At 58.3% G+C, this 18,099-nt stretch carries 16 protein-coding genes; 15 read left to right on the top strand and 1 reads right to left on the bottom strand.

The window, feature by feature from the left end:
• Positions 1–297: 297 nt before the first annotated feature.
• The 9 genes from K6L24_RS06560 to K6L24_RS06520 all read left to right on the top strand — a co-directional run bounded on the left by K6L24_RS06560 (position 298) and on the right by K6L24_RS06520 (position 8,950).
• A complete protein-coding gene (locus tag K6L24_RS06560) occupies positions 298–1,284 on the top strand; it encodes an autoinducer 2 ABC transporter substrate-binding protein (protein WP_062742995.1) in 987 nt (328 codons plus the stop codon).
• 51 nt (positions 1,285–1,335) lie between these two features.
• Entirely contained in the window at positions 1,336–2,835 is a 1,500-nt protein-coding gene (locus K6L24_RS06555; RefSeq protein ID WP_118663687.1) for a sugar ABC transporter ATP-binding protein, read from the top strand.
• Positions 2,828–3,814, top strand: a complete 987-nt coding sequence (locus tag K6L24_RS06550) for an ABC transporter permease (RefSeq protein WP_118663686.1) — start codon at positions 2,828–2,830, stop codon at positions 3,812–3,814. Before K6L24_RS06555 ends, K6L24_RS06550 begins: the two co-directional genes overlap by 8 nt.
• A gap of 1 nt (position 3,815) precedes the next feature.
• On the top strand, positions 3,816–4,769 hold the full coding sequence (locus K6L24_RS06545) for an ABC transporter permease (RefSeq protein WP_062742998.1): 954 nt from the start codon (positions 3,816–3,818) through the stop codon (positions 4,767–4,769).
• Between the two features lie 14 nt (positions 4,770–4,783).
• Positions 4,784–6,421, top strand: a complete 1,638-nt coding sequence (locus K6L24_RS06540) for an FGGY-family carbohydrate kinase (RefSeq protein WP_222682075.1) — start codon at positions 4,784–4,786, stop codon at positions 6,419–6,421.
• Entirely contained in the window at positions 6,418–7,020 is a 603-nt protein-coding gene (locus tag K6L24_RS06535) for a KpsF/GutQ family sugar-phosphate isomerase (RefSeq protein ID WP_222682074.1), read from the top strand. The genes K6L24_RS06540 and K6L24_RS06535 overlap by 4 nt, the downstream gene beginning before the upstream one ends.
• A 464-nt stretch (positions 7,021–7,484) precedes the next feature.
• Entirely contained in the window at positions 7,485–8,012 is a 528-nt protein-coding gene (locus K6L24_RS06530) for a CbrC family protein (protein ID WP_062743001.1), read from the top strand.
• A gap of 239 nt (positions 8,013–8,251) precedes the next feature.
• A complete protein-coding gene (locus tag K6L24_RS06525) occupies positions 8,252–8,524 on the top strand; it encodes a YceK/YidQ family lipoprotein (RefSeq protein ID WP_062743002.1) in 273 nt (90 codons plus the stop codon).
• 54 nt (positions 8,525–8,578) lie between these two features.
• On the top strand, positions 8,579–8,950 hold the full coding sequence (locus K6L24_RS06520; protein ID WP_137269899.1) for an MmcQ/YjbR family DNA-binding protein: 372 nt from the start codon (positions 8,579–8,581) through the stop codon (positions 8,948–8,950).
• Positions 8,951–9,008: 58 nt separating this feature from the next.
• Here K6L24_RS06520 and fabB read toward each other — a convergent pair whose 3' ends face one another.
• A complete protein-coding gene (gene fabB / locus K6L24_RS06515) occupies positions 9,009–10,232 on the bottom strand; it encodes a beta-ketoacyl-ACP synthase I (protein ID WP_222682073.1) in 1,224 nt (407 codons plus the stop codon).
• A gap of 155 nt (positions 10,233–10,387) precedes the next feature.
• Between fabB and mnmC the strand changes: the two genes are divergently transcribed.
• From mnmC to K6L24_RS06485, 6 genes are all read left to right on the top strand, one after another.
• Positions 10,388–12,385: a bifunctional tRNA (5-methylaminomethyl-2-thiouridine)(34)-methyltransferase MnmC2/FAD-dependent 5-carboxymethylaminomethyl-2-thiouridine(34) oxidoreductase MnmC1 gene (gene mnmC, locus K6L24_RS06510; RefSeq protein WP_222682072.1), complete on the top strand. Its 1,998-nt coding sequence runs from the start codon at positions 10,388–10,390 to the stop codon at positions 12,383–12,385.
• Between the two features lie 163 nt (positions 12,386–12,548).
• A complete protein-coding gene (locus K6L24_RS06505; protein ID WP_062743006.1) occupies positions 12,549–13,022 on the top strand; it encodes a (2Fe-2S)-binding protein in 474 nt (157 codons plus the stop codon).
• Complete coding sequence (locus K6L24_RS06500) at positions 13,019–15,256, top strand: xanthine dehydrogenase family protein molybdopterin-binding subunit (RefSeq protein ID WP_222682071.1); 2,238 nt, start codon at positions 13,019–13,021, stop codon at positions 15,254–15,256. The genes K6L24_RS06505 and K6L24_RS06500 overlap by 4 nt, the downstream gene beginning before the upstream one ends.
• Entirely contained in the window at positions 15,253–16,545 is a 1,293-nt protein-coding gene (locus tag K6L24_RS06495) for a c-type cytochrome (RefSeq protein WP_187509833.1), read from the top strand. The genes K6L24_RS06500 and K6L24_RS06495 overlap by 4 nt, the downstream gene beginning before the upstream one ends.
• Positions 16,546–17,124 (top strand): nucleotidyltransferase family protein, encoded by a 579-nt coding sequence (locus tag K6L24_RS06490; RefSeq protein WP_222682070.1) that lies wholly within the window; start codon positions 16,546–16,548, stop codon positions 17,122–17,124.
• Positions 17,121–18,083, top strand: a complete 963-nt coding sequence (locus tag K6L24_RS06485) for an XdhC family protein (protein ID WP_240043864.1) — start codon at positions 17,121–17,123, stop codon at positions 18,081–18,083. The genes K6L24_RS06490 and K6L24_RS06485 overlap by 4 nt, the downstream gene beginning before the upstream one ends.
• Positions 18,084–18,099 lie beyond the last annotated feature (16 nt).

Below are 18,099 nucleotides of genomic sequence, written 5' to 3'. Positions count from 1 at the left end.
CTGGTTGCCGCTCTACGAAGAAGAACGCCCCGACCAACCAGCCACCTTGTTAAATAAAAGTTAACAAAAATAAAAAGAAACAAATAAATAACATTTTAACGTCGTAAAAAAACAACAATGACATCCATTTAAACAAAAATTCAACCATATTTAACACTATTTTTAACATTAAAAGTTAGCGATCACACTTCTGCCTTCTGCTCAACTCTTCACCAAAATCTTCTTGCTATCTTGTTCCGGTGGTCAATACCACCTCTTACCTGACAAAAACAACGAACCGGATAACAAGGTACTGCTATGAAATTTAACCTCTCGTTACTCAACGCCTGTGTCGTCTCTGCCTGCATGTTGTTCGCGACTCCTCTGCTGGCCGCAGAAAAACATGATATCGCCGTGGTAGCCAAGGTGACCGGTATTCCCTGGTTCACCCGTATGGCTGTCGGAGTGGATGAAGCCGCGAAAAAACTGGATGTTAACGCTTACCAGGTCGGCGGATCCACCGCTGACCCGGCGCAGCAGGTCAAGGTGATTGAAGACCTTATCGCCAAAAAAGTCGATGCGATTATCGTGGTACCGAACGATGCCAAAGTGCTTGAGCCGGTACTGAAAAAAGCACGCGCTCAGGGCATCGTGGTCCTGACCCATGAATCCCCGGACCAGCCGATTGGCCAGTGGGATGTCGAGACCATCGACAGCGTCAAATATGCTGAAAAGAACATGGATGAACTGGCCAGCAGCATGGGCGGTAAAGGCGGCTATGCCATCTATGTCGGTTCCCTGACCGTGCCGCTGCACAACGCCTGGGCGGATGCGGCTATCAAATATCAGAAAGAAAAATACCCTGATATGCACGAAGTCACCTCGCGCCTGCCAGTGGCGGAAAGCATTGATAAATCTTACGCCACCACACTCGACCTGATGCGCACCTACCCGGATCTGAAAGGCATAATCGGCTTCGGTTCACTCGGCCCGATTGGTGCCGGACAGGCGGTGAAGAGCAAACGGGCGAAAAATAAAATTGCCGTCGTCGGCATTGCGATGCCAGCCCAGGCGGCCCCCTACCTGGCCAGCGGCGATATCAAAAAAGCCCTGCTGTGGGATCCGAAAGATGCCGGGTTTGCGCTGGTCAGCCTGGCGGACCAGCTGCTGGACGGCAAGCAGGTTACGCCGGATCTGACCATTGACGGGCTGGGTAAAGCGGATGTGGATATGGAGCACCATGTGATCCGCTTTAACCGCATCCTTGAAGTGACCAAAGATAACGCGAAATCCCTCGGCTTCTGATCGTATCGGGCCAGTCTCTGCTGGCCCTGTTCCACACCAGGGTACTGAATTATGTCCACGCAAACACCGTTTATCTCACTGGAAAATATCAGCAAGTCCTTCCCGGGCGTACGCGCCCTGGATGCGGTTACGCTGACGCTTAACCGGGGTGAAGTACACTGTCTGGCCGGGCAAAACGGCTGCGGAAAAAGCACGCTGATCAAGGTGATCTCCGGGGTCTACCAGCCGGACAAAGGATCGCATATCAGCATTGATGGTAAGCTGCTGACCCACTTAACACCGGCCCTTTCTGCCTACTACGGCATCCAGGTGATCTATCAGGATCTCTCTCTGTTCCCGAATCTGTCGGTGATGGAAAATATCGCCGCCCATCGCTATCTGCCAGGCGGTAACTTCTGGGTCAACCGCCGGGCGATGCGCCAGCTGGCGCAGGAGACCATGGCGCGCATTGGCGTACAGCTTGACCCGTCGCGCAAGGTTGAAAAACTGTCGATAGCCGACCGCCAGTTAGTGGCTATCTGCCGCGCGCTGGCTGCCGATGCCAGCCTGGTGATCATGGACGAACCTACCGCTTCTCTGACCCGCCACGAGGTTAACGGCCTGCTGCGGGTGGTCAGTGAACTGAAAGCCGCCGGGATCTGCGTGGTGTTCGTCAGTCATAAGCTGGATGAAGTGATGGAGGTCTCTGACCGCATCAGCGTCATCCGCGACGGCAAACTGGTCGGCACCTATGCCGCCAGCAAGCTGGACAGCGATGAACTGGCCTGGCTGATGACCGGACAGCGCTTCAGCTTCAGCCACCTGCCGGAGCGCGCCGACCGCAGTGACACGCCGCTGCTGGAAGTGCGCAACCTCTCACGCCGCAACCAGTATCAGCAGATCAATTTACAGTTAAGAAGCGGCGAAATCACGGCCATCGTCGGCCTGCTGGGCGCCGGGCGCACTGAACTGTGCCTGTCACTGTTTGGCATTACCCGGCCCGACAGCGGCGAAATCATCCTTGACGGAAAGCCGGTGAAACTGCGCAGCAATCGCGATGCCATCCGCCACGGCATTGCTTACGTCTCGGAAGACCGGCAGACCGAAGGGCTGATCATGACGCAGTCGATCTTCGATAACCTGCTGGTGCCGATCTTCCCGCACCTGCGCAACCGCCTGGGGCTGATGGACCGTGATGAGGCTCGCCAGCGGGCATCAACACTGATCCGCGAGCTGAATATCAAAGTCTCCGACAGTCAGCTCGCGGTTCAGACCCTGTCCGGCGGTAATGCGCAGCGCGTGGCGATCGGTAAATGGGTCGCCACCCGGCCGAAGGTGCTGATCCTTGACTCTCCTACCGTCGGCGTCGATATCGCGAATAAAGAGGGGATCTATCGCATTGCCCGTGAGCTGGCCGAGTCCGGTATGGCGGTGCTGATGATTTGCGATGAGATCCCGGAAGCTTACTACAACAGCCACCGCGTGCTGGTGATGCGCAAAGGTGAGCTGGTCGCCAGCTTCGCCCCGCATCAGTGCCGCGAAGAGGAGATTGCCGGGGTGGTCAATGAATAACAAATTACGACATCTGGCCAGCCAGCACGAGTTCTGGCTGGGGATGCTGATTGTGCTGCTGGCGCTGGGCCTCAGCCTGCGTACCAGCGAGTTTCTGACGCTCGGCAACCTGACCGACGTTGCCACCAGCTACGCCATCCTCGGCATTCTGGCCTGCGGTCTGTTTGTGGTGCTGATCGCCGGAGGGATTGATATCTCGTTCCCGGCCATGACCGCCATTGCACAGTACGTGATGGCCAGCACCATGCTGGCGCACGGTGGCAACCTGTTCAGCGCCTTCGCGGTGGCCATCGCCTGTGGCCTGCTGTTGGGAATGCTCAACGGTCTGCTGGTCTTTCTGCTGCGGGTCCCGGCGATCATTATCACCATCGCCACGCTGAACCTGTTTTACGGACTGCTGGTCTGGGCGACGAACGGCACCTGGCTTTACGGCTTCCCCGACTGGTTTATGAACGGCATTAACTGGTTCTCCTTCACCGCCGCCGACGGCTACGAATATGGCCTGACGCTGCCGTTACTCTGCCTTCTGGCGGTTTTCATCCTGACCGGGGTGCTGATGAACTTTACCCGCGTCGGGCGGCAGATCTACGCCATGGGCGGCAGCCGCGAGTCGGCGTCACGTCTTGGTATCAACCTGCGCAGCCTGCATCTGGCGGTATATGGCTATATGGGCGTGCTGGCCGGGGTGGCGGCCGTTGTTCAGGCGCAGACCACGCAGTCCGTTGCCCCCAACTCACTGGTGGGCTACGAGCTGACGGTGCTGGCGGCGGTGGTGCTCGGCGGGACCAGCATGAGCGGTGGACGCGGTACGCTGACCGGTACCCTGCTGGGCGTGCTGCTGCTGGCTTTTCTGCAAAACGGCCTGACGCTGCTGGCGGTGTCGTCCTACTGGCATATGGTGTTTAGCGGCATCATTATTCTGGTCAGCGTCAGCGCTACGGCCTGGAATGAAAAACACCAGCGCGCAAAGGGGAACTGAGATGCAAACGTTACTGAATAAACTACCGGGCGACCGCATTATCCGCCTGCAGGTCCTGATGCTGGTGGCGGTACTGGTGCTGTTCTCACTGACGCTGGGCGGACGCTTCTTTAGCGTCGGTAACTTCCAGTCAATCGCCAGCCAGCTGCCGGTGCTGGGGCTGCTGGCACTGGGTATGGGCGTCACCATGCTGACGGGCGGCATAAACCTGTCGATCATCGCCAGCGCTAACGCCTGTTCGCTGCTGATGGCCGCACTGATTGTCGCCCACCCTGATCAACCGCAGTGGATAGCCCTGGCGCTGCTGGCCGGACTGGCACTCGCGGTGGCCATTGGCGTGGTGAACGGCGTACTGATTGCGGTGATTGGTGTGTCGCCGATTCTGGCGACGCTGGGCACCATGACACTGATTGCCGGGCTGAATATCCTGCTGTCTGACGGGGCAGTGATCTCCGGCTTCCCGCCGCTGATCCAGATGCTCGGCAATGGCGATATTGCCGGCGTGCCGCTGTCACTGCTGCTGTTCCTCGCCGTGGCCGCCCTGATGTGGCTGCTGCTGGAACGCACCACGCTGGGACGCGCCATTTTGCTGCTGGGCAGTAACGAAAAGGCCACGCGCTTTAGCGGGGTCAACACCACCCGCGTGACGATTGTGGTGTATATCCTGTCGGCGCTGATGAGCTGGGGAGCGGCGCTGCTGATGATGTCGATGTTTAACTCCGCCAAAGCCGGCTACGGCGAGTCCTGGCTGCTGGTGACCATCCTTGCCTCCGTGCTGGGTGGCATCAATCCTGACGGCGGGTTCGGGCGCATTCCCGGCCTGATCCTGGCGCTGATCGTGCTCCAGATGCTGGAAAGCGGACTGAACCTGCTGGGGGTGAGCAGCTACCTCACTATGGCCCTTTGGGGTGGTGTACTGATCCTGTTTATTGCGTTGCAACATCGCAGAACCTGAGACTGAGGATAAAAATGTCGAGCTATTATATTGGTGTGGATGTGGGAACCGGCAGCGCCCGTGCGGGCATTTTTGATGTTACCGGGCGCATGATGGGCCAGGCGAGCCGTGAGATCGCGCTGTATCGTCCGCAGGCCAACTTTGTTGAACAGTCTTCTGACAATATCTGGCAGGCGGTTTGCCAGTCCGTGCGCGACGCGATTAATCAGACCAATATCAATCCGGTGCAGATTAAAGGGCTGGGTTTTGATGCCACCTGTTCGCTGGTGGTGCTGGATAAAGAGGGCCAGCCGCTAACGGTCAGCCCGTCCGGGCGCAGCGAGCAGAATATTATCGTGTGGATGGATCACCGCGCCATTGTTCAGGCGGAACGTATCAATGCATTAAAACACCCGGTACTGGATTATGTCGGCGGGGTGATTTCACCGGAGATGCAGACGCCAAAACTGCTGTGGCTGAAGCAGCATATGCCCGCCAGCTGGCAAAACGTCGGCCACCTGTTTGACCTGCCCGACTTCCTGACCTGGCGTGCCACCGGTGATACCACCCGCTCGGTCTGTTCGCTGGTCTGTAAATGGACGTGGCTGGCGCATCAGGACGGTTGGGATGCCAGCTACTTCAGACAGATTGGGCTGGAAGACCTGCTGGAGCACGATGCCGCGAAAATGGGTAGCGATGTCAAAAGCATGGGCGAACCGCTCGGGCGTGGCCTGACGCAGCGAGCGGCCAGCGAGTTAGGCCTGCTGCCCGGCACGCCGGTCAGTGCCTCTATTATCGACGCCCATGCCGGGAGCCTGGGAACGCTGGGCGCTGCCGGGCCCTCTGGTGAGCTGGCAGACTTTGACCGCCGCATTGCGCTGATTGGCGGGACATCCACCGGCCATATGGCCATCTCCCGCGAGCCGCGCTTTATTAAAGGGGTGTGGGGGCCTTACCTCTCAGCGGTGCTGCCTGACTTCTGGCTGAACGAAGGCGGACAGTCCGCCACCGGGGCGCTGATTGACCATGTGATCCAGTCACACCCCTGCTATACCCAGCTACGTGAGCAGGGGCAGACGCAGGGCAAGACCATTTATGAGGTTCTCAATGCCCTGCTGCGCAAGATGGCCGGTGACGCGGATAAAATCGCTTTTCTGACCCGGGATATCCATATGCTGCCCTACTTCCACGGCAACCGTTCGCCCCGCGCCAACCCGAACCTGACCGGCATCCTGACCGGGCTGACGCTGTCGCGCACCCCGGAAGATATGGCCCTGCACTACCTGGCAACCATTCAGGCCATTGCCCTTGGCACCCGACATATTATCGAAACCATGAACCAGACCGGTTACAGCATTGACACCATTATGGCCAGCGGCGGCGGCACCAAAAACCCTCTCTTTGTGCAGGAGCACGCTAACGCCTCTGGCTGTACCATGCTGCTGGCGGAGGAGAGCGAATCGATGCTGCTGGGCAGCGCAATGATGGGCACCGTAGCGGCAGGCGTCTATGACACCCTGCCGGAAGCGATGAACGCCATGAGCCGCATCGGCAAAACCGTGACGCCGCAGACCAATGAGATCAAACGCTATTACGACCGTAAATACCGCGTTTTCCGCGAGCTGTATCACGACCATATGAAATATCAGCAAATGATGCAGGAGGAGAGATGACTCCCGGGCAGAGCTGGCAACAGGCCTGCGCAGGCTGGAAAACTTACCGTCAGGCGCTGGATGCCCTGGAAACTCAGCTGGATCGTCAGCAGTGGCTGGCGGTACTGGACGCCCTCGCCACCTGTCGCGGCAAAATTGCTGTGACCGGGATCGGCACCTCCGGCATTGCGGCACGTAAAATTGCCCACATGCTGTCGTGCATTGAACATCCGGCGATCTGGTTAAGCGCCACCGATGCCGCCCACGGTGATATCGGTTTTCTGCGCCACGACGATATTGTGATTATGCTGTCACGCGGCGGCAACTCCGATGAACTCACCCGGTTGCTGCCGACGGTAAAAACCAAAGGCTGCACGCTGATTAGCGTCACGGAGAATGCGCACTCAGCCATCGCTCTGGCCGCCGACCGGCTGCTGCTGATGCCAAAATCGCAGGAGATCGATCCGCTGAACATGCTGGCTACCACGTCCATTATCAGTGTGCTGGCGGTGTTTGACGCAATGATCGCAGTGCTGATGTCGCAGAGTGGCTACAGCAAGGAGACGCTGCTGACCGTGCATCCCGGGGGGAATGTGGGGAAGGTGTTGCGGGAGGAGTGACCCTGAGGGATCTCCACACATTTTTAGTCGCTAATCGTTCAGCTTCAGGTCTGGTGCCAGTTTGAGCACGCCGGATCGGCAACGTTCACATCCATGCGGGCCTCGTCACGCGGCGTCCCTGCCGCGTGACGTCCGGCTTACCTCAAACTGGCCCCATCCCCGCAAGACCGTGTTCGCTGTAGGTTTTAAACCCACACCGCACTCCGTTTTCCTGTAGGGGTGGACCTTTTTCCGGTCGACCCGGGCTGGTTTCAACAGGCTCACAAACAAGGAGCATCGGGGCAATATGTTTCAATATTGAATGTCTCAAAGACATCATTCATCAACTCTTCTGCCTCAGGATCCTCAAAGTTCATACTGTCGGTGGTGTGGCCCTATGAATTTACTCTACAGGTTCATTGATAAGGTGTTCTCACGGATAACGATGCGATATTATCCGTTAATACCTTTATGGAAGCCCTCATATGAACAGGTCGTTACCGCAGTTTACCTACCTCAGCGATGACTTCACTCGCAATGTGTTTATTCAACAATCCGCCACGTGCCACTGCTGTGGTAAAGACACTGAACACCACTATAACGGCACCATATACAGGGTCGGTGACAGCGATATCACCCTGTGCCCGTGGTGCATCCATGATGGCAGCGCAGCCGCTAAGTACGCCTGCAGTTTTAACGATCTTTATGATGAAGCACTTGATGATGCCATCGCGGCGGAAGTTTGCGAACGCACGCCGGGTTACAGTTCCTGGCAGGATCAGAGCTGGGTAACTCACTGCAACGATGCCTGCGTTTATCACGGCGATGCCAGTGCGAAAGACGTTGCCGAAGCCAGTGCAGAAACTCGCCAGAAGTGGATGAGCGATTACGAAATGGATGAAGACAGCTGGTCACAGATGATGGCAGGCTACCAGCCAGGTGGCGATCAGGGTGTTTATAAGTTTGTCTGTCGCCATTGCGGACTGGTGAGCTTTAACTGGGATTATTCCTGATGGGATAATCCCGGAAGGAGATGCAATAAGACATGATGGGTATCTCTGTACCGGGGAATTATCTTTAAAAATGAAGGTTGGCTTAAGAGAATATTCAAGTTTTCTGCAACGTCCTCTGAAATTACTCGCTAACCCAGAAGGCCTTACAGGCAATCAACGCCGCATCCCGCACGTTTGATCCTCCTTCTGCCGGGCCTTTCCCCTACCCTGTTAGCGGTATTAAAACAGGGACGTGAATTATGCTCAGAAAAATCGGCCTCATCTGCGCCATGCTGCTGCTCTGCGGTTGTGCTACCATCACCAGCCATACCGTCGGTAATAACCCGAAAAATTCGTTTTATGCGGGTACGCAGCTCGACTACCACACGCTGCACGACTGCTTCTGGTGCTGGCTGGATCTGCCCGTGTCGATTGTCGGGGACACGCTGATGCTGCCTTATGATACCTGGCACTACTACCACACCCCGGAAACTCCCGCTAAGACAAAGAAATCGTCAGCGCCAGTGAAGTAAGCGCGCCCTTTGTGCTAGCCTGCGGGAAGAACATTATTCCGAAGGAGAGCGACAATGGATGGAGAGCAGATACAGAACATTGCCAGACAGGTCGCGGGTGAGCAGCCGGAGGCGGAGCTCTGTTATCCGTTTGGCCCGGAGTATGAGGTATTTAAGGTACGCGGCAAGATATTTGTCCTGATGTCACAGGTACGGGGTGAACGTATAGTCAACCTCAAGTGCCGCCCTGAAGAGGGTGAACTGCACCGGGCCATCTACGACAGCATCCATGCGGGCTACCATATGAACAAACGCCACTGGATTTCGATTTATGCCGGTGAAAAGATTACGGAAGGATTAGTCAGGCAGTTGGTGCAGGAGTCGTATGATCGGGTGGTTGCCGGCATGCCAAAACGGCTGCGCCCGCTGGCGCTGCGGGAAAAGTAGCCGACAAAACAAAGGGGCGACCTTAGTCGCCCCTTTGTCAGCACGGCAGGATGGCAAATTATGCCAGCTTGCGCATCACCAGCGTGGCGTTGGTTCCGCCGAAGCCGAAGCTGTTGGACATCACGGTATTCAGCTTACGTTCAGTCGGCTGAGTCACGATATCCAGGCCTTTTGCCGCCGGGTCCAGCTCGTCGATATTGATGCTTGGCGCAATAAAGCCGTGTTCCAGCATCAGCAGGGAGTAGATGGCTTCCTGCACGCCTGCGGCACCCAGCGAGTGGCCGGTCATGGCTTTGGTAGCCGACATTGCCGGCGTTTTGTCCGGGAAGACAGCACGGATAGCGCCCAGTTCCTTCACATCGCCTACCGGCGTAGAGGTACCGTGGGTGTTCAGGTAGTCGATAGGGGTATCCACACCTTCCATCGCCATACGCATGCAGCGCATTGCGCCTTCGCCTGACGGCGCTACCATGTCAGCACCATCAGAGGTAGCGCCGTAACCCACGATCTCAGCATAGATGTGAGCACCGCGCGCCAGCGCGTGTTCCAGCTCTTCCACCACGACCATACCGCCACCGCCGGCGATAACAAAGCCGTCACGGCTGGTATCGTAGGTACGGGAGGCTTTTTCCGGGGTTTCGTTATATTTGGTCGACAGCGCGCCCATGGCATCGAACTCACAGGACATTTCCCAGCACAGCTCTTCGCCGCCGCCAGCAAACACGATATCCTGTTTGCCCAGCTGGATCTGCTCTACCGCGTTACCGATGCAGTGTGCAGAAGTGGCGCAGGCAGAACTGATAGAATAGTTGACGCCATGAATTTTAAACGGCGTAGCGAGGCAGGCAGAAACGCCGGATGCCATGGCTTTGGTCACCATATAGGGACCTACGCCGCGCAGACCTTTAGCGCGCATGCCGTCAACGCTGGCGGCCTGATAGAACGGTGAACCACCGCCTGAACCGGCAACCAGACCCACGCGAGGGTTATTCTGGTACTGCTCATCGGACAAGCCAGCATCTTTCACTGCATCCTGCATGGAAAGGAAAGCATAAATGGACGCATCGCTCATAAAACGCAGCATTTTGCGGTCGATACGGGCTGAAATATCGTCTTTCGTTAACTTAACGTTACCCCAGACGTGACTACGCATACCGGAATCTTTCAGTTCCTGCGAGAAGGTAATACCAGAGCGTCCTTCGCGTAATGATGCCAGAACTTCCTCTTGGTTATTACCAATACTGGAAACGATCCCTAGGCCAGTAATCACAGCACGTTTCATTCAATACCTCTTTCACTTCTAATTAGGATTCGAGAGGCACTCTAGCGTACAGTTGTACGCCGAACAAGTCCGATCAGCATTTTCCTTGTGTAAATTTGCGTAGGGTCAAGCACCTCGTTAAAATCCCGCCACTGCCTGAGCAATGAGCCTTTGCCGTGAAAACCGCACCAATAGAGTACGCAGAGCTACGCTGGAACGATCAGGGTACACCTGTATCCCGAGAATTTGATGATGTCTATTTCTCTAACCAGAATGGTCTGAAAGAGACCGGCTACGTTTTTCTTGACGGCAACCAGTTGCCGGAACGTTTTGCCACTCATCCGCGCGATCTGTTTATCGTAGCCGAAACCGGTTTCGGAACGGGTCTGAACTTTCTGACGTTGTGGCAGGCCTTTGATACCTTCAGCGCCAGCCAGCCAGACGCCAGACTCCAGCGCTTACATTTTATCAGCTGTGAGAAATTCCCGTTAACGGTCAGCGATCTTGAGGCCGCACACGCCAGCTGGCCACAGTTAGCCGATATCGCGCACCAGCTGCGGGCGCAGTGGCCACTGGCGCTGCCGGGCTGCCATCGTCTGCTACTGGATGGCGGGCGCATCACGCTCGATCTGTGGTTTGGCGATATTAACCAGCTTATCCATACTTTTGATGACACGCTCAATCAGCAGGTGGATGCCTGGTTTCTGGACGGCTTTGCGCCGGCGAAAAACCCGGATATGTGGACACCGGAGCTGTTTGAGTGCATGGCCCGCCTGGCTCGTCCCGGGGCAACGCTGGCGACCTTTACCGCTGCCGGATTCGTCAGGCGCGGACTGATTGCGGCCGGATTCGAGGTCAGTAAGCGCAAAGGCTTTGGCGAGAAGCGTGAAATGCTGACCGGCCGCCTGCCAGCAGCGGTACCTTCCTCTGCACGAACCCCCTGGTATGCCCGTCCGTCGGCGGAGGGTGAGGATATTGCCCTCGCGGGTGGCGGTATTGCCAGCGCACTGCTGGCGCTGGCCCTGTTGCGGCGCGGCAAGAAAGTCACGCTTTACTGCGCCGATGACCGCCCGGCGCAGGGCGCGTCCGGTAACCGCCAGGGGGCGGTGTATCCGCTGCTGAACCCGCATGATCCGGCGCTGACACAGTTCTTTCCCACCGCGTTCACCTTCGCACGCCGCGTTTACGACCATCTCGCTCTGCCCTTTGAACACGACTGGTGCGGCGTTACCCAACTGGCCTTTGATGAAAAAAGCGCAGATAAAATCAGCAAGATGTTACAGATGGCATTGCCGGCTGCGCTGGCATCCGCGCTGACCGTTGAAGAAGCGGAGGCACTGTGCGGTGTCACCACCGGCTGCGGCGGGATTGCCTATCCACTGGGCGGCTGGCTCTCTCCGGCGGAGCTCACCGCTGCACTGTGGCAACGGGCAGAGCAGCAGGGAGCCACGCTTCACTGGCAGCAGGCGATCGTACAGATGCTGCCGCATCCGTCGGGCTGGCAGTTAAGCTTTACCCACCAGCCTGACGTCACGCACCGCAATGTGGTACTGGCCACCGGTCACCGTCTGACGGATTTCATACAAAGTGAAAAGCTACCGGTTTATGCGGTGAGCGGCCAGGTCAGCCACGTACCGACCACCCCGGCCCTGTCATCCCTCAAACAGGTTCTGTGCTACGACGGCTACCTCACTCCGGTCAGCCCGCAGTTTCAACAGCACTGCATCGGCGCCAGCTACCATCGTGGCGACACCGCGACCGACTACCGTGATGATGATCAACAGGAAAACCGGGCGCGGCTGCTCCGCTGTCTTCCCGATGCCGCCTGGCCAGAGGATATTAACGTCAGTGACGGTGAAGCACGCTGCGGCGTACGGGCTGCCACGCGCGACCATCTGCCCATGATGGGGGCCCTGCCGGATTACGAGGCCACCCTGCAACAGTACACCACTCTGGCACAGCAGGCGCAGGCAGCCCCGGCACCGGTTCATACCGGGCTGTTTGTGCTGGGGGCCCTCGGCTCGCGCGGATTATGCAGCGGCCCACTGGCTGCAGAAGTGCTGGCCGCCCAGCTCTGTGGCGAACCGATCCCACTCGATAACGCAACACTGGCCGCCACCAGTCCCAACCGGTTCTGGATACGTAAGCTGCTGAAGGGGAAATCGCTGAAGTAAGAATTATCTTTGTTGAAAAATGCTTATACCACTAAATAACGTTACTAAATCGCACTAAATAGCATAATATTTCATCCTTGCCCCTGAACACGTCAGGGGCATTTTTGTCTCTGGCCCCGCAGACTCGACACGGAAAGGACGGGCCATCAATGGATGATTTACTATGGAATTCACGCTTAACGGCCAGCGCGTCATCCTTGATGATGCGCATTCAGACACCCCCATTCTCTATATTTTACGTAATGACTTTCAGTTAAACGGCCCCAAATATGGCTGCGGCATCGGTGAATGCGGCGCCTGCACCATACACATCGACGGCATCGCTGCCCGCGCCTGCAGCGTGCCTGCTCATACGGTGGCAGGAAAACACGTCACCACCCTCGAAGGGCTGGCGGACGGGGAGAAGCTGCATCCGGTGCAGCAGGGGTTTATCGACGAGCAAGCCGCTCAGTGCGGCTACTGTACCAACGGGATGATCATGACGCTGGTCTCTCTGTTCCGTCGGGTCCCTCTGGCCTCCGAACAGCAGATAAAGGATGAACTGGCGTTTAATCTGTGCCGCTGCGGAACTCACCTGGAGATTTTACGTGCGGCACAGAAAGCCCGTGAGCTTATCGCCAGCGAGGTGCGGTCATGAATATGTTTCAGCTCACCCGCCGACGCCTGCTGCAGGCCGGAGGCTTTATCGGTGTCAGTATCCTGCTGCCGGGCAGCGCAAGGGCAGGATCCCCGCCGTCTGCCGACCGCCCTGGTAACCGGGTGGGGAGCTTTATTGCGCTCTCTGCAGACGGTAAGGTGAGCGCCTTTAACGGGCATGTCGACCTGGGCACCGGGGTAAGAACCTCACTGGCGCAGTATGTTGCCGATGCGCTTGATGTCCCCTTCAGCGCCGTAACGATGATACTTGGCGATACGACACTGACGCCGGATCAGGGCCCAACCATTGCCAGTGCGACGCTTCAGGTGACAGCATTGCCCCTGCGTCAGGCGGCCAGCCAGCTGCGTCTGCAGCTGATGCGGCTCGCCGCCAGCGTCATGAATGTTCCCGTTAAACAACTGCGCACCGAGGCAGGCTGGGTGATCGACAGTCAGCGGCCCGCTCGTCGTCTGGCCTATGGCCAGCTGACCCACGAAAAAGACACTCATCTTCCTCTGGATACAACGGTTCCGCTGTACTCTGCGCGACGCTACGTCGGCACCCCGGTCGCCCGCGTGGATATTCCTGCCAAGGTGAGCGGTAAGCTGACCTGGGTTCACGATCTGCGGGTGCCCGGTATGCTGCACGGGCGGGTTGTGCGCCCACCCTATGGCGGCGCCGACAGCAGCGCCCCGCTGGGCCACAGTCTGATTGCCGTTGACGAAAGCTCCATTGCTCACCTGGAGGGTATCGTCCGTGTGGTGGTGATCAAAGACTTTGTCGGTATTGTCGCCCGGCGTGAAGAGCAGGCCATAGCCGCCATGTACGCCCTGAAAGTCAGCTGGACACCCTGGGCCGGTCTGCCCGGACTCGGCCTGGATCAGCTGCATGACACACTGGCTGACTGCGAAAAACAGCCGCGCGTGCTGCGTGACGATCAGGGCACAGATGTCGCGCTAAAAAACCGTCATATCTCAATAGATGCCGACTATGTCTGGCCTTATCAGCTGCACGCCTCGATCGGCCCTTCCTGCGCCGTGGCTGATATTCGCGATGGCAGAGCAAAGATCTGGTCAGGTACGCAGAACCCGCACGATCTGCGCAAGGATATTGCGCTGCTGCTGGACATGGATATCCCGGCCGTTGAGGTAAAGCGTATGGAGGCCTCCGGTTGCTACGGACGTAACTGTGCGGATGATGTCGCTGCCGACGCGGCGCTACTGTCCAGAGCCACGGGCCAGCCCGTCCGCGTCCAACTGATGCGTGAACAGGAGGCGGCCTGGGAGCCAAAAGGTGCCGCTCAGTTAATCCGTGTCAGCGGGGGGCTGGATCGTATGATGAATATCTCCTGTTATGAGCTTCGTACCTGCTACCCCTCTAACAACGCTCCCACTCTGCCGTTGATCCTGACGGGGAAAGTGACCAATGAGCCTGTGGTACAGTCCATGGGGGATCGTACCGCCATTCCGCTATACCGTTTCCCTCACATGCGCATGATTTGTGAAGATGCTGCACCGCTGGTGCGCGCCTCCTGGATGCGGGGTGTCTCTGCGCTGCCCAATGTCTTTGCTCACGAGAGCTGGGTGGATGAGGTCGCGTGGCACGCCGGACGTGATCCTATTGATCTGCGTCTGGATTATCTGGACGATTCCCGGGCGATAACCATGATTAACCATCTGAAAAAAATGGCTGAATGGAAGAATGGCCCCCCACATCACCGAACGCAAAAAGAGGGCGACTGGCTGCGCGGGCGCGGTTTTGCGTGGGCTCGTTACATCCACAGCACGTTTCCCGGCTTCGGTGCCGCCTGGGCGGCCTGGGTGTGTGATTTAAGCGTTAACACCCTGACCGGAGAGATCCGGCTGGATAAAATTTATGTCTGCCACGACTGCGGAGAAATGGTCAATCCGGCCGGGGTTCGCCATCAGGTGCACGGTAACGTCATTCAGTGTGCCAGCCGGGTGCTGAAAGAGTATGTTACCTTCGACGCCAGCGGCACCACATCACTTGAGTGGGGCAGTTATCCACTGCTGCGTTTTGATGAACTGCCCGACGTCGACATTGCCCTGCTCGACTACCCGGAAGAGCCCGCTATGGGGGCCGGGGAATCGGCCTCCGTTCCGGGAGCAGCGGCCATTGCCAATGCACTGTTTGATGCGACTGGCATCCGCTTTCGTGCACCGCCGTTTACACCGGATCGCGTACTACGCGCTTTACAGGGAGGTAAAGCATGACCCGCAGAAATAAGTGGCTGGGAATTTCAGGAACCGTTGTGCTGGCTGCCGTAGTCATCGCTGCCCTGTTCAGCCTGCAGCCGGAGATCACCCCCATCGACCCGCCGGAAACTATACAGTTTTCAGCCGCCAGCATTGCCCGGGGTAAAACGCTGGCGGCACTGGGTGATTGCAGCGCCTGCCATACACGCGCGGGCGGCGAGCCCAACAGCGGAGGGCTGGCGATGGACACCCCCTTCGGTACTATCTATACCAGCAACATTACCCCGGATGCGGATAACGGAATTGGCCGCTGGTCTTATCCGGCGTTTTTGCGTGCCATGCGCTACGGTATAGACCGTCGGGGTCATTATCTCTACCCCGCTTTTCCCTACACCGCTTTTACTCATACCAGTAATGAAGACCTGCAGGATCTCTATGCCTTCCTGATGAGCCAGCCCGCCGTCAGCTACCGGGTACCGGAAACCCGCCTGAGCTTTCCGTTTAATATCCGCCAGGGTATGGCGGCATGGAACTGGCTGTTTCTGCACCCGGGTGAACGCACACCCGATCCAGAACATAGCGCCGTATGGAACCGGGGAGCCTATCTGGCTGAAGGGCTTGGTCACTGCAGCGCCTGCCATTCACCTCGCAACCTGGCCGCTGCTGAAAAACAGGGAGACGCCGCCCTGAGCGGCGGCGTTGCCGAAGGATGGGTCGCGCCTGCTCTGAATGCACGTTCACCCGCGCCGGTGGCCTGGGACGAAAGTCAGTTTCAACACTATTTACGAACCGGGTTTTCCCCTGAGCACGGCATCGCTGCGGGTCCGATGGGGCCGGTAATCAGTGCCGGACTGGTGCATCAGTCGGAGGAGGATATCCGGGCGCTGGCACACTGGCTGATGAGCTTCAAGTCGCCCGCCTCCGGTCAGGCGGCAACGTTAGTTGCGCTCGCCGCGCGGCGGGGACAGCGGCAGGATTCTGCCGGGGCGCGTCAGTACGCTGGTTCCTGTATGGCCTGTCACGCGCAGCAGAAAGGCCCGCATCTGTACGGCGTACGTCCACAGCTGGTGCTGAACAGCAACCTGTATACCGACTCGCCTGAAAATCTGATCCACATCGTGCTGGACGGCATCGACCATCCGGCCACGGCGGGCCTGGGTACCATGCCCGGCTTCCGGCACCAGTTGAGTGACCAGCAGATTGCCACACTGCTGAACTGGCTGCGGACAGACCTCGCCGGGCAGGCACCGTGGAAGGAGCTCGAACGTAAGGTGGCTGAGATCCGCCAGCAGCACGAGGAAGGATAAATGGGCATCGGCGTGTTAGTGATGGCGGCGGGTCACAGCTGCCGCTACCGGGAACTGAACGGACAGCATAAGTTGCTGGTCAGGCATCCGGCATGTAGCAATCTGCCGCTGCTGGCGCACAGTCTGCAGTTAGCAACGGCGGCGTGCGGCAAGCGGGTAAATGTGATGCTGCGTCCAGAAGATGGCCCGTTGATCGACATCGTGCAACGCTACCGCTGCGGAATGACCCTGGTGGACAGCCGCTGCCTGGGGGACTCGGTTGCCGCCGGTGTGGCGGCACAGCCCCACTGGTCCGGGTGGCTGGTCATGCTGGCCGATATGCCCTGGCTGCAGCTGAGTACAGTCAGACGGATCTGCCAGGCGCTGGCCTTTGCCGATATTGTCCGCCCCCAGTGGCAGCAGCAGCCGGGTCACCCGGTTGGCTTCAGCGCGGATGTCTATGAGGCCCTGCTCGCCCTGAAAGGCGAGGATGGCGCACGCAGTATTCTCCGGGGTGCGCCCCCCCTGCTGTTAAAAGTGAACGATCCCGGTTGCGTTCGCGACGTCGATGTTCCGGGCGACTGGATGCAGGCAGAATGATGGTCGGTTCACTGGATATCACCGTGCTGGAAAACGCACGCCTCTGGCCAGGTAAACAGCAGGGTTTATGGCTGTGTACCGTACTGCAGACGTGGGGGTCAGCTCCGCGTGCGCCCGGGGCGCTACTGGCCGTCAGTGAGGACGGAACAGTGTGTGGTTCGCTTTCCGGGGGCTGCATTGAGCAGGATTTTTTGCGGCGGGTGGCAGCGGGTGAATACAGTCAGCCCAGCCAGCAGGTACGCTATGGTGCAGATGGCCTGACGCCGGATGTCGCCCTGCCCTGCGGCGGCAGCCTGGCGGTATTGATAGAATACCTGCCGCCGTCGCCAGATTCGGCCGAATACCTGACACAGATGCTACGGGCGCTGCGCGGTGAACTGACGCTGGAAAAGCAGGTGATCAACGGGCAACCTGCCCGCCTGAGGCCTGCGGGAACGTCGGCGCTCCCTGCCGCAGCCGGTGTCAGCCTGACACTGGCCGCAGCCACCTCTCTGCTGATTGCCGGGCTGTCGCCAGTGGCAGAGTACTGCATCCATTATGCGCGTATGCTGGGTTTTCCTGTGGTGGTATGCGAGCACCGCGGATCCTATCTGGCAGACTTTGCCGGACGTCCTGACCTGCATTCCGGGGTGACGCTTGTTCGTCGCTTTCCTGCGCGCCACCTGGAGCTGAACGGCTGCACGGCACAAACGGCAGTGCTCAGTCTGACGCATGACGCACGGATAGACGATCTGACGCTGGCGGAAGCCTGTCAGACCCCGGCCTTTTATATCGGTGCGCTCGGTTCACAGCGTAACAGTGAGCGCCGGCGGGGACGTCTGGCAGACATGGGCGAATTATCGGAACAACAGCTGGCACGGATCAGCGCCCCGGTGGGGATGGCTATCGGCAGCAAAACCCCGCCAGAGATTGCGCTGGCCATTATGGCGGATATCGTGCGGGTAAAAAATGGCGTCTGAGTGCGGGCAGAGACGC

This window comes from Erwinia persicina (genome assembly GCF_019844095.1).
Classification (GTDB): Bacteria; Pseudomonadota; Gammaproteobacteria; order Enterobacterales; family Enterobacteriaceae; genus Erwinia; species Erwinia persicina.
Note: the sequence above shows the minus strand (reverse complement) of the source record. Positions and strands in the feature narration are given on the sequence as shown.

What these genes read in the sequence shown, in the direction of transcription:
- K6L24_RS06540 (WP_222682075.1), top strand. Translation starts at nt 4,784, where the DNA reads ATGTCGAGCTATTATATTGGTGTGGATGTGGGAACCGGCAGCGCCCGT.
- K6L24_RS06555 (WP_118663687.1), top strand. Translation starts at nt 1,336, where the DNA reads ATGTCCACGCAAACACCGTTTATCTCACTGGAAAATATCAGCAAGTCC.
- K6L24_RS06525 (WP_062743002.1), top strand. Translation starts at nt 8,252, where the DNA reads ATGCTCAGAAAAATCGGCCTCATCTGCGCCATGCTGCTGCTCTGCGGT.
- K6L24_RS06490 (WP_222682070.1), top strand. Translation starts at nt 16,546, where the DNA reads ATGGGCATCGGCGTGTTAGTGATGGCGGCGGGTCACAGCTGCCGCTAC.
- K6L24_RS06560 (WP_062742995.1), top strand. Translation starts at nt 298, where the DNA reads ATGAAATTTAACCTCTCGTTACTCAACGCCTGTGTCGTCTCTGCCTGC.
- K6L24_RS06495 (WP_187509833.1), top strand. Translation starts at nt 15,253, where the DNA reads ATGACCCGCAGAAATAAGTGGCTGGGAATTTCAGGAACCGTTGTGCTG.
- K6L24_RS06545 (WP_062742998.1), top strand. Translation starts at nt 3,816, where the DNA reads ATGCAAACGTTACTGAATAAACTACCGGGCGACCGCATTATCCGCCTG.
- K6L24_RS06535 (WP_222682074.1), top strand. Translation starts at nt 6,418, where the DNA reads ATGACTCCCGGGCAGAGCTGGCAACAGGCCTGCGCAGGCTGGAAAACT.
- K6L24_RS06500 (WP_222682071.1), top strand. Translation starts at nt 13,019, where the DNA reads ATGAATATGTTTCAGCTCACCCGCCGACGCCTGCTGCAGGCCGGAGGC.
- K6L24_RS06485 (WP_240043864.1), top strand. Translation starts at nt 17,121, where the DNA reads ATGATGGTCGGTTCACTGGATATCACCGTGCTGGAAAACGCACGCCTC.
- K6L24_RS06530 (WP_062743001.1), top strand. Translation starts at nt 7,485, where the DNA reads ATGAACAGGTCGTTACCGCAGTTTACCTACCTCAGCGATGACTTCACT.
- K6L24_RS06505 (WP_062743006.1), top strand. Translation starts at nt 12,549, where the DNA reads ATGGAATTCACGCTTAACGGCCAGCGCGTCATCCTTGATGATGCGCAT.
- fabB (WP_222682073.1), bottom strand. Translation starts at nt 10,232, where the DNA reads ATGAAACGTGCTGTGATTACTGGCCTAGGGATCGTTTCCAGTATTGGT.
- K6L24_RS06520 (WP_137269899.1), top strand. Translation starts at nt 8,579, where the DNA reads ATGGATGGAGAGCAGATACAGAACATTGCCAGACAGGTCGCGGGTGAG.
- K6L24_RS06550 (WP_118663686.1), top strand. Translation starts at nt 2,828, where the DNA reads ATGAATAACAAATTACGACATCTGGCCAGCCAGCACGAGTTCTGGCTG.